We start from the raw sequence: 9,653 nt of genomic DNA, 5'->3' as shown, positions 1-9,653 counted from the left end.
ATATCCTTGAGATTCATAGGCATTAACCCACCTTCTAACAGTCGAATTATCTGGGATAGAGTATTTTTTCGCTAAGTCTTTGTAGCCTATATTTCCTTCTAGATATTCTTTTACTACTTTAATCTTAAATTCTGTTTTGTATTTTGTCATTAAAAAACTGACCTCCTTAAGTTGGTTTGTTAGTCCAACTTTTGGGGGTCAGTTCATTTTGTTAGGGTTTTTTCTTATAAATTTTTATGTTTAAAATTTTTAAGCGATTTATAAATTTTTATTTAAAAGCATTTCTTACAAGAGCTCTAAAATTTCTCCAATATAAGAAATTTTGTAATTTGTATCTTTTCCTTCTTCCTCGCTGCCAAAGCCATAGCTGCAAAAAATGCTCTTTAAATTATTAATTCTTGCTGCTTCCATGTCATGGTGCCTGTCGCCAACAAATATGATCTCTTCCTTTATCTTTTGTCTTTCTTTTTTTATAATGTCCTCCTTTGGAAGGAAGTCATAAGTTTCTGCGGCAAAATATTTTTTGAAGTATTTTTTTATGCCGTAGACATCAAGGGCAGTGTCCAGATAAGATTCTCGGCAGTTGGAGAGAATGTAGAGGTCATAATTCTTGGAAAGCTCTTCTAAAACTTTTATAGTGCCCTTATAAAGTTCTCCAAGCCCATTTTTTATGTTTTCATCCATTTTTTTGCCAACAAGAGCCATGACTTCTTTTTTCAAAGAGTCATCTGCACCCCTTGCAATTAGGTCGTAAGCAAAGTTTGGTTTCTCACCTAAAAATCTTGCCACATTTTTTTCTGAGAGTTCAAAGTCCTTTGCAAAGCCATGTTCTCGCAAAAATTTCACGCCAGAAGAAAAGGCAGGATAATAAATTTTAATGGTATTGTGTAGGGTGCCGTCAAAGTCAAAAATTATGGACTTAACATTTTTAAGGTCATCATTTTTATTTTGCAAATTTTTTTTTGCCAGCTTAGACACGAATTTCACCTAATAGGTTTGCCATTTCAATTGCAGCTGTGGCAGCATCAAAGCCCTTGTTGCCAGCCTTTGTGCCGGCTCTTTCAATGGCCTGTTCAATATTTTCTGTTGTGATTACACCGAAGATTATTGGCACGCCAGTTTCAAGTGATGAAGCTGCAATTCCCTTGGCAACTTCTGCTGATACAAGTTCGTAGTGAGTAGTTGCGCCACGAATAACTGCTCCAAGGGCAATTACTGCGTCATATCTTTTTGTCATGGCAAGAGATTTTGCTGCTAGGGGAATTTCAAAAGACCCTGGCACCCAAATCACTTCGATTTCCTCGTCCTTAACTCCATGCCTTTTTAGTCCGTCTATGCAGCCGTCTAGGAGTTTTGAAACTATAAACTCGTTAAATCTTGCCAAAACTATGGCGTATTTTTTTCCTTCAGATTTTAAATTAGCACTGTAAATTTTCATATTTCCTCCATTTATTTTTTTCTTAATTTTTTTCTTAATGATTTTAAAATTATTTGCTAAATTCAGATAAGATGTGGTTCATCTTTTCTGCCTTAGTCCTCAAATAAAATTCGTCGTGTTTTGTTGAGTGAATTTCAATTGGCACTCTTTCCTTTATGATCATGCCAAATTCTTGAAGAGAGTAAACCTTGTCTGGGTTATTTGTAAGAAGACGAAGTTCCTTTACTCCCAAATCTTGCAAGATTTGGGCACCAGTGGAATAGTCTCTGGCATCTTCAGGAAAGCCTAGAGCCAAGTTAGCCTCAACTGTATCCATGCCCTGGTCTTGTAGGGCATAGGCACGGATTTTATTTACAAGGCCGATGCCACGACCTTCTTGACGCATATAAAGCAAAATTCCTCTGCCTTCCTCGTCAATTTTTTTCATGGCAAGGTGAAGTTGGTTGCCACAGTCGCATCTTGATGAGCCAAAGCAGTCGCCAGTTAGACATTCAGAGTGAACTCTTGTGAGGACATCCATGCCGTCGCCAATTTCGCCTTTAACAAGGGCAATGTGGTGTTCGCCCGTAACCTTGTCGATATAAGCATGAGCCCTAAAGTCGCCAAACTTTGTTGGAAGTTTTGCCTCTGCAACTTTTTCTATGATTTTTTCATGTCTCTTTCTGTAAAGCAAAAGTTCTTCAGTTGTAGTAATTTTCATGCCCAACTTTTCTGCCAACTTAAATAAATCTTCGCCACGCATCATGTGTCCATCATCTTGCATAATTTCGCAGCAGAGTCCAACTTCTTTTAAGCCAGCAATTTTTAATAAATCAACTGTTGCTTCAGTGTGTCCTCGTCTTACAAAAATCCCATCTTTTTTTGCAACAAGAGGGAACATGTGACCAGGTCTTCTAAAGTCCTCTGGCTTTGCATCATCTTCTGCAAGTTTATTTGCAGTTAAGGCTCTTTCCCAAGCAGAAATTCCTGTAGTTGTGTCAACATGGTCAACGGAAACTGTAAAGGCAGTTTCGTGATTGTCAGTGTTGTCGGCAACCATTTGATCTAGCTTTAGTTTTTCTGCGTAAGACTTTGACATGGGCATGCAAATGAGTCCCTTGGCAAGAGATGCCATGGTGTTTAAACTTTCACCAGTGGCAAATTCTGCAGCTTGAATCATGTCGCCTTCATTTTCTCTGTCAGGTTCGTCTGTTACTATTATAATTTCGCCTTTTTTTAAGGCTTCAACAACTTCTTCGATTGTGTTAACTTTCATGTCTTCTCCTCTCGATTTTATAAATTTACTTAAAATCCATTTTCTAATAAAAAATTCTTTGTTATTTTGCTTGCTTCTTTTGTATTGACAAAATTGTAGACATAGCGGCCAATAATATCTGTCTCAATATTTATTTTTTCGCCAACTTTTTTACTTGCAAGATTGGTGTCAGCAATTGTGGTTGGAATAATTGAGACTTCAAAATAATTTTCGCCTACCTTTGATACAGTGAGGCTAATGCCATCAAGAGCAATAGATCCCTTTTCGGCAATGTATTTAAAATTATCTGAGTCAAATTTTATCCTGTAGACAATTTCGTGACCCCTCTTTAAAATATTTACGATTTCGCCAACTCCATCAACATGGCCTTGGACTATGTGACCGTCAAGTCTTTTGGATGGGCTAAGGGCTCGCTCTAGGTTTAAAGCCTGACCGACACTTAAAGTCTTAAAGTTTGTTGAATTTATAGTTTCAACCATGACTTCTGCCTTGTAATATTCATCGCCAAGCTCTGTCACAGTTAGGCAGACGCCATTTGTGGCAATGGAGTCGCCTTTCTTTGTGCCTTCCAAAACTTTTTTGCAGGAAATTTTTAAGGTGTAGAGGTCCTTTTCCTTTTTTATGTCAGCAAGTCTTCCAATTTCTTCTATTATTCCCGTAAAAATTTCAATCACACCTTCCAGTGACAAGTATGTCGTCAAATAATTTTTCACACTTCATGTCCTTTATTTTGATTGCGTCCTTTAAGGCACCTATTTCCAAATCGCCAATGGCAGGAATGCCCCTTGAGCCCAATAAAATTGGCGCCATGAAAAAATAAAACTTATCCACTAAATTATTTTTTAGCATCTCAGCGTTAAGAGTCCTTCCGCCTTCCAGTAAGATGGAGGATATGTCGTATCCACTTAATTTTTCCATTAGGTCCCTTAAATCAACCTTGCCATTTTTTTCGCCGCAGATTAAAACTTCAACATTTTTCATTTTTTTAAGTTTTTCAAGTTTTTCCTTGTCGCAATTTTTTGTTGTGGCAATTATTGCTATTGAATCCAAATCTTCTGAAAGAAGCTTTGCATCAAGGGGAATCCTAAGCCTTGAATCCGTTACAATTCTTATGGGATTGACCCTGTATTTACCGTGACGGACATTTAAAGTTGGGTTATCAGCAAGAACTGTTCCTATGCCAACCATTATTCCGTCAAGCTTTCCTCGAAGCTCATGAGAGTAAGCTCTAGAAAAATCTGATGTTATCCACTTGGACTCGCCACTTGCTGTTGCAATTTTTCCATCAAGGGACATGCCAGCCTTTAGGACAACGAAGGGTCTCTTATTTTTTACATAGGTAAAAAATCTCTCGTTTAAGTTCAAACATTCTTCTTGGCAGACACCCTCTGTTATAGAAATCCCAGCATCTTCCAAAATTTTTATGCCACCGCCAGAAACTTTAGGGAAGGGGTCAGTGGTTCCAATTACAACTCTTGATATGCCTTCTTCCACAATTCGATTGGCACAGGGTGGAGTCTTGCCAAAGTGAGAGCAAGGCTCTAAGTTTACATAGAGACTTGCACCCTTAAGGTCATTGCCGCGACTTTTTGCATCTTCAATGGCATTTACCTCAGCGTGGTTTTCGCCAAACTTTAAGTGGGCGCCCTCGCCAATTATTTCTTCATCTTTTACAATAACGCAGCCCACTAGGGGATTAGTCTTTGTGTGACCAATACCCTTTTCTGCAAGTTCTAGGGCTCGAAGCATATAAAAGCTGTCGTTAAAATTTTCTACATACATTAAATCACCTATAAAAAAAGAGCCCAGGCAGGGCTCAAAAATTTAAATTTATCTTCTTTCATCCAGACTTTACTGTCGGTATTGGAATTGCACCAATTCAGCTTGCGCTCGCGGACTTTACCGCCGGTGAGGAATTGCACCTCGCCCTGAAGAATTTTATTTACTTATAAGTTTATGATATCACTAGATTATAAATTGTCAAGAAAAGAAAAATCATTTTCCCGACTTGTGGCTCTTAATAATTTTTAAGACATCACTTAAGACTTGGTCCATTTCTCTGTCGCTGTCGATGATATAATCTGCATAAGAGTCTAAATTTTCTAGGACAGAAAGTCTTTTTTCTATGACGCTTTCATCTTCAGCCCTCTTAATCATTCTCTTTTTTAAAACTTCCTTGGAGCATTTTAAATAAATTGAGAGGGAATTTTTAAATTCCTTTTTTATGGCAAGGACGCCCTCTTTATCCACTATAATAACGCAGTCTCTTTTGTCATTATTATTTAATTCAAGATCTTCTTTTAAAGTTGAATAATAATTTCCTGCATAGCAAGTGGAGCCAATAAATAAATTTTCCTCTTCCATTTTTTTAAAGTCAGAAATATTTATAAAATTGTAATCAAGACCGTCAACTTCCTTGGGACGAGGAGGTCTCGTTGTGTAAGTTATTATTTTATTTAAACCCTCTTTTGCAAGTTCATCCCTTAGTGTGCTCTTGCCAGAACCAGAGTGTCCAAGTATTAAGTAAATCATAGCCTCTCCTTTAAATTTATTATTACAAGTATAACACATATATCAAATTACTTTACAAATTTTAATTTTTGAAGTAATATAAAAAAGATAAAATATTAGATGGAGGTCAAGATGAAACATTTAATAGAGCCACTAGATTTTACAACTGAAGAATACGAAGAAATTTTTAGTCTGGTTGATGACATTATCGCAAATCCTATTCACTATTCTCATTTTTGCGACAATAATTTATTGGCCAGTCTTTTTTTTGAACCATCAACAAGAACAAGGCTTTCCTTTGAGACGGCTATGCTAAGACTTGGAGGAAGGGTAATTGGTTTTTCTGATGCAGGAGTTAGCTCCTCAACAAAGGGCGAGACTCTTTTAGATACAATTAGGGTAATAGAAAATTACGCAGACATTTGTGCCATGCGTCACCCCAAGGAAGGTGCAGCCCTTCTTGCATCAAAGGTGGTTACTAAGATGCCAATAATAAATGCAGGAGACGGAGGACACTTTCACCCAACACAAACTCTTGCCGACTTAATAACAATTAGGCACTACAAAAAATCCTTTGACAACTTGACTGTTGGACTTTGCGGTGATTTAAAATTTGGAAGGACTATTCACTCCCTAGTGAGGGCCCTAAACCGCTACAAAAATGTAAAATTTGTATTTATTTCCCCTGAAGAATTAAAGATGCCAGAGCCCTTTAAAAACTTCATTGACAAGGAAAATTACACTGAGACCAGAGACCTCATGAGCGCCATAAGTGACTTAGACATACTTTATATGTCAAGAGTTCAAAAGGAAAGATTTGTATCATCTGACGAGTATGAAAGATTAAAGGACTACTACATTTTAACAGAAGAAAAATTAAAATTAGCCAAGGATGACATGTATATACTTCATCCACTTCCAAGAGTAAATGAAATTGCACCAGAAGTGGACAAGGACCCTCGTGCAGTTTATTTTGAACAGACAAAGTTTGGCATGTATGGCAGAATGGCACTTATTATAAAACTTTTGGAGGCTAACAAATGATAAATGTTTCAAAAATAAAAAAAGGAATTGTCCTAGACCACATCGAGGCAGGTCGTGCTCATGTCCTTTATAAGGCACTGGAGCTGGAAAAAGTTACTGACGCAGTTGTTCTTATGCAAAATATTTTTTCTACTTCCATGGGCAAAAAAGATTTAATAAAAATAGAAACGGACTACAATTTAGACTTCACAGTCTTGGGACTAATTGCTCCACATACAACAGTGAACTTTATAGAAGATGGGGAGAGAGTGAAAAAAATTCGCATGGAACTTCCTGAAGTAGTTGAAGGTGTATTGGAGTGCAAAAACCCTAGATGTATAACAAATAGCGAAAGGGAAATTTCAGGTCACAAATTTTATCTCTACGACAGAGACAAAAAGGAATATAAGTGCGAATACTGCGACACAGTTACCACTTATGGAGAGTAAAATGGCAAAGATTTTAGAAAATATTGATGTATGCAAAGATTATTTTATACTTAGAACGGATTTTAAGACAAAGATTTATCCAGGGCAATTTTTTATGCTAAGGGCTTGGGAAAATTATCCAACACTTTCAAGACCAATTTCAGTTTATGATGTAACAGAGGGTGTAGACTTCTTAGTAGAAAAAAGAGGAATAGGCACAGAAATTCTTGAAAAATTAGAAGCTGGCGATGACATAAAACTTTACGGTCCCTTTGGAAATACTTTTTACGCCAATGTAGACGAAGTTGCCCTAGTTGGAGGTGGAGTTGGTGTGGCACCCTTCCACTATTTAATTAAGGAAATTCAAAAGTTAAAGCCTGAGTCAAAAATCACCCTCTACATAGGGGAGAGGGAAGAGCTTGAACTTGAAAAGGCCTTTAAAGATGTAAAGTGCCATATAAAAATAAAAAAAGGCGGCTTTATTACAGACATAATTGATTTTGAAAAGCATGAGCTCATTTATGCCTGTGGACCAGAAATTATGATGAAAAAAGTTGTGGAACTTGCAAAGGCTCGTGACATAAAAACCTATGTGTCTCTTGAAAAGAGAATGGGCTGCGGCGTGGGAGCTTGCCTATCTTGCTCCTGCGATACAAGGGGCGGCAGAAAGAGATCTTGCAAGGAAGGACCAATTTTTAAGGGGAGTGATTTAATTGACTTCTAGGACTGAAATAGATTTAGCAGGCATAAAATTAAAAAATCCAATAATTATGGCAAGTGGAACCTATGGCTATGGCGAAGAATTTAAAAACTTCTACGACCCAAAAATTCTAGGGGGAATTTCTTCCAAGGGAATTACTAGGCATCCAAAAAAGGGAAATGAAGGCATAAGGATTTGGGAGACGCCATCAGGAATATTAAATTCCATTGGACTTGAAAATCCAGGCGTGGAAGAATTTGTAAAAGAAAAAATCTTTTCAATGCAAGACCTTGGCACAGAAATTTTTGTAAATCTTGGAGGCAATACCATTGAAGAATATGTTGAATCCACAAAAATTTTAAATGACTATGACTTTGCAGCCATTGAATTAAATATATCCTGCCCCAATGTAAAGGAAGGGGGCATGGCTTTTGGCATGGACAAGGACTCTGCAGCAAGAGTTGTTCGTGAGGTCATGAAAGTTACAAATAAAAAAGTTTTTGTAAAGCTTTCTCCCAACGCAGGGGATATTGTGGGCATAGCCAAGGCAGTTGAAGCTGAAGGCGCCACAGGACTTTCACTAATAAACACAATTCTCGGAATGGCTATTGACTTTGACAGAGAAGAAATTGTCTTTAACAACACCTACGCAGGACTTTCTGGACCAGCAGTAAAGCCAATTGCTCTAAGGATTCTCCATCAAGTGGCAAAAGCAGTTGACATACCAATAATCGGCATGGGAGGCATTACGTCTTATAAGGATGTCCTTGAATTTTTAATGGCAGGTGCCACTGCAGTTGAAGTTGGAACCTATAATTTTATGAATCCCAAGGCAGGAGCAGAAATCATCTCTGACCTTGAAAAGTATTTAGAAGAAAAGAATAAAAATATAAAGGACTATATTAAAAAATTAGTATAAAATATTTAAGACTTTCTAGCGTTTAGAAAGTCTTTTTTTGTGGTAATAATTTAGTACACTAAAAGGAGGTACCAATATGTTTGATTTATACAAGGATATATACGATGCCCAAATGAATTTACTAAAGTCTTTTAATCAGGGAACAGAAAAGAATGAAAAAGAAAATTTAAGCTTAGAAGATTATTTCAGAGAAATGGCAAGAATAAATGAAAAAATGGTGGGAAATATTTATGAAATGCCAAAAAATTATATGGATACAATGAGTAAATACTCTCCTTTCCAAGGGGATTATGGCGAAAAAATGAATGGACTCTTTGAAGTAAACCCTTACTTTGAAAATTTTATGAATTTTCAAAAATTTTTTGCAGACAATTTAAAGGAGCCTAATAAAGTTTATGGCGACTTTATGAATAATTTTAAAAATTATTTTCCAATGCTAAGTGCCAATGGAAAGTTTGTAGAAGATTACAGTATTGCTGCCAAGGACCTCTTTAACTCTTACAAAAAATATCAAGAAAACTACATGAATATTTTTATGCCAGAACAAGTGAGAGACAAGGCAAAGGAAATTTTAGACTTTAACCAAAAAGTTTTTGGCAATTTTAACTTCATGATTCCTAATTTTGGAAATATGCCTTTTATGACAGACAATTTCTTTGGCAAAATGGATTATTTCAAAAACATGGAAAAATTTTCACATCAAATGCTAAGTAACTTAGAAGAATACGAAAAATTATTTGGTGGAAATGAATACTTTGCCAGCACTTCAAAGGTTTTAAAATTCCAAAAGACTTTTATCGAAAAATCAATGAAGTATTTTGAAGTTTATGTAAACTACTACAAGGAAATTTATGCTGAAATTGCAAAAATTTCTGAATTTACCTTTGAAAAGTACAGGACTGACTTAGAAGAATTGGCAAAGAAGAAGGACCCACAAGAGGTTTATGACTTCTTTGAAGAAAAAACTAAGGAACAATATAAAAAATTATTTGATGTAGACAAATTTAAGGAAATTTACAAGAAGGCAGAAGAAGAAACTAAGTCTTTGAGAGAAGAATTATTTAAACTAAACATGGACTACATGAACTTTGTGGAACCATCAAGCAAGGAAGATGTAAAGGATCTTAACGCAGAGATTTTAAAGATGTCAAATAAAATTGACAGCCTAAATAAGGAAATAGAAAGACTAAAGAGCAAATAATTTTCTAAAATTAAAAAATAAATAAGAAAAGAAAAATCTCGGCTGCTGTCGAGATTTTTTGCTGTAGATTAATTATCTTAAAATTATTCGGCATGAAGTAATGATGTGTACCCATAAAACTGGACACAATATTTAATTAACTAATTGTAGTGGATGTTAACCTATACTTTGTAGGTGG

The 9,653-nt window shown here is 36.1% G+C and carries 12 protein-coding genes and 1 riboswitch; of the genes, 5 read left to right on the top strand and 7 right to left on the bottom strand.

From position 1 onward, the window contains the following. From WMO19_RS09250 to WMO19_RS09220, 7 genes are all read right to left on the bottom strand, one after another. Positions 1 to 150: transposase (locus WMO19_RS09250; protein ID WP_349171567.1), on the bottom strand; the 150-nt coding region annotated here is incomplete at its 3' end. A 135-nt stretch (positions 151 to 285) separates the two neighbouring features. Further along, positions 286 to 978, bottom strand: coding sequence for an HAD family hydrolase (locus tag WMO19_RS09245; protein ID WP_349171566.1), 693 nt, complete (start codon positions 976 to 978; stop codon positions 286 to 288). Continuing rightward, positions 971 to 1,438 (bottom strand): 6,7-dimethyl-8-ribityllumazine synthase, encoded by a 468-nt coding sequence (gene ribH, locus WMO19_RS09240; protein WP_349171564.1) that lies wholly within the window; start codon positions 1,436 to 1,438, stop codon positions 971 to 973. The genes WMO19_RS09245 and ribH overlap by 8 nt, the downstream gene beginning before the upstream one ends. Before the next feature lie 49 nt (positions 1,439 to 1,487). Further along, positions 1,488 to 2,693, bottom strand: coding sequence for a bifunctional 3,4-dihydroxy-2-butanone-4-phosphate synthase/GTP cyclohydrolase II (locus tag WMO19_RS09235; RefSeq protein WP_349171563.1), 1,206 nt, complete (start codon positions 2,691 to 2,693; stop codon positions 1,488 to 1,490). A 29-nt stretch (positions 2,694 to 2,722) separates the two neighbouring features. Then, positions 2,723 to 3,367, bottom strand: coding sequence for a riboflavin synthase (locus WMO19_RS09230; RefSeq protein ID WP_349171562.1), 645 nt, complete (start codon positions 3,365 to 3,367; stop codon positions 2,723 to 2,725). Continuing rightward, positions 3,360 to 4,475 carry a bifunctional diaminohydroxyphosphoribosylaminopyrimidine deaminase/5-amino-6-(5-phosphoribosylamino)uracil reductase RibD gene (ribD, locus tag WMO19_RS09225; RefSeq protein WP_349171561.1) on the bottom strand — a complete coding sequence of 372 codons (1,116 nt, stop codon included), beginning with the start codon at positions 4,473 to 4,475 and terminating at the stop codon, positions 3,360 to 3,362. Before ribD ends, WMO19_RS09230 begins: the two co-directional genes overlap by 8 nt. A 46-nt stretch (positions 4,476 to 4,521) precedes the next feature. Next, a riboswitch (FMN riboswitch) is annotated at positions 4,522 to 4,633 on the bottom strand. 55 nt (positions 4,634 to 4,688) lie between these two features. Continuing rightward, positions 4,689 to 5,225, bottom strand: a complete 537-nt coding sequence (locus WMO19_RS09220) for a guanylate kinase (RefSeq protein WP_349171559.1) — start codon at positions 5,223 to 5,225, stop codon at positions 4,689 to 4,691. Positions 5,226 to 5,336: 111 nt separating this feature from the next. On the opposite strand from WMO19_RS09220, the gene pyrB reads away from it, so the two are divergent. From pyrB to WMO19_RS09195, 5 genes are all read left to right on the top strand, one after another. Continuing rightward, positions 5,337 to 6,248, top strand: a complete 912-nt coding sequence (gene pyrB, locus WMO19_RS09215) for an aspartate carbamoyltransferase (protein ID WP_349171557.1) — start codon at positions 5,337 to 5,339, stop codon at positions 6,246 to 6,248. Beyond that, complete coding sequence (locus WMO19_RS09210) at positions 6,245 to 6,676, top strand: aspartate carbamoyltransferase regulatory subunit (protein ID WP_019124049.1); 432 nt, start codon at positions 6,245 to 6,247, stop codon at positions 6,674 to 6,676. The genes pyrB and WMO19_RS09210 overlap by 4 nt, the downstream gene beginning before the upstream one ends. A 1-nt stretch (position 6,677) precedes the next feature. Further along, positions 6,678 to 7,379 carry a dihydroorotate dehydrogenase electron transfer subunit gene (locus WMO19_RS09205; RefSeq protein WP_349171556.1) on the top strand — a complete coding sequence of 234 codons (702 nt, stop codon included), beginning with the start codon at positions 6,678 to 6,680 and terminating at the stop codon, positions 7,377 to 7,379. After that, complete coding sequence (locus tag WMO19_RS09200) at positions 7,369 to 8,274, top strand: dihydroorotate dehydrogenase (RefSeq protein WP_349171554.1); 906 nt, start codon at positions 7,369 to 7,371, stop codon at positions 8,272 to 8,274. Before WMO19_RS09205 ends, WMO19_RS09200 begins: the two co-directional genes overlap by 11 nt. Positions 8,275 to 8,350: 76 nt before the next feature. Further along, positions 8,351 to 9,475: a hypothetical protein gene (locus WMO19_RS09195; RefSeq protein ID WP_349171552.1), complete on the top strand. Its 1,125-nt coding sequence runs from the start codon at positions 8,351 to 8,353 to the stop codon at positions 9,473 to 9,475. Positions 9,476 to 9,653 lie beyond the last annotated feature (178 nt).

This window comes from Peptoniphilus hominis (ex Hitch et al. 2025) (assembly GCF_040096015.1).
GTDB lineage: Bacteria > Bacillota > Clostridia > Tissierellales > Peptoniphilaceae > Peptoniphilus_A > Peptoniphilus_A hominis.
This window is presented reverse-complemented; position numbering and strand designations above follow the sequence as displayed.

Coding starts and splice junctions, on each gene's coding strand:
- ribH (WP_349171564.1), bottom strand. CDS start 1,438: ATGAAAATTTACAGTGCTAATTTAAAATCTGAAGGAAAAAAATACGCC.
- WMO19_RS09210 (WP_019124049.1), top strand. CDS start 6,245: ATGATAAATGTTTCAAAAATAAAAAAAGGAATTGTCCTAGACCACATC.
- WMO19_RS09220 (WP_349171559.1), bottom strand. CDS start 5,225: ATGATTTACTTAATACTTGGACACTCTGGTTCTGGCAAGAGCACACTA.
- WMO19_RS09195 (WP_349171552.1), top strand. CDS start 8,351: ATGTTTGATTTATACAAGGATATATACGATGCCCAAATGAATTTACTA.
- WMO19_RS09205 (WP_349171556.1), top strand. CDS start 6,678: ATGGCAAAGATTTTAGAAAATATTGATGTATGCAAAGATTATTTTATA.
- pyrB (WP_349171557.1), top strand. CDS start 5,337: ATGAAACATTTAATAGAGCCACTAGATTTTACAACTGAAGAATACGAA.
- ribD (WP_349171561.1), bottom strand. CDS start 4,475: ATGTATGTAGAAAATTTTAACGACAGCTTTTATATGCTTCGAGCCCTA.
- WMO19_RS09235 (WP_349171563.1), bottom strand. CDS start 2,693: ATGAAAGTTAACACAATCGAAGAAGTTGTTGAAGCCTTAAAAAAAGGC.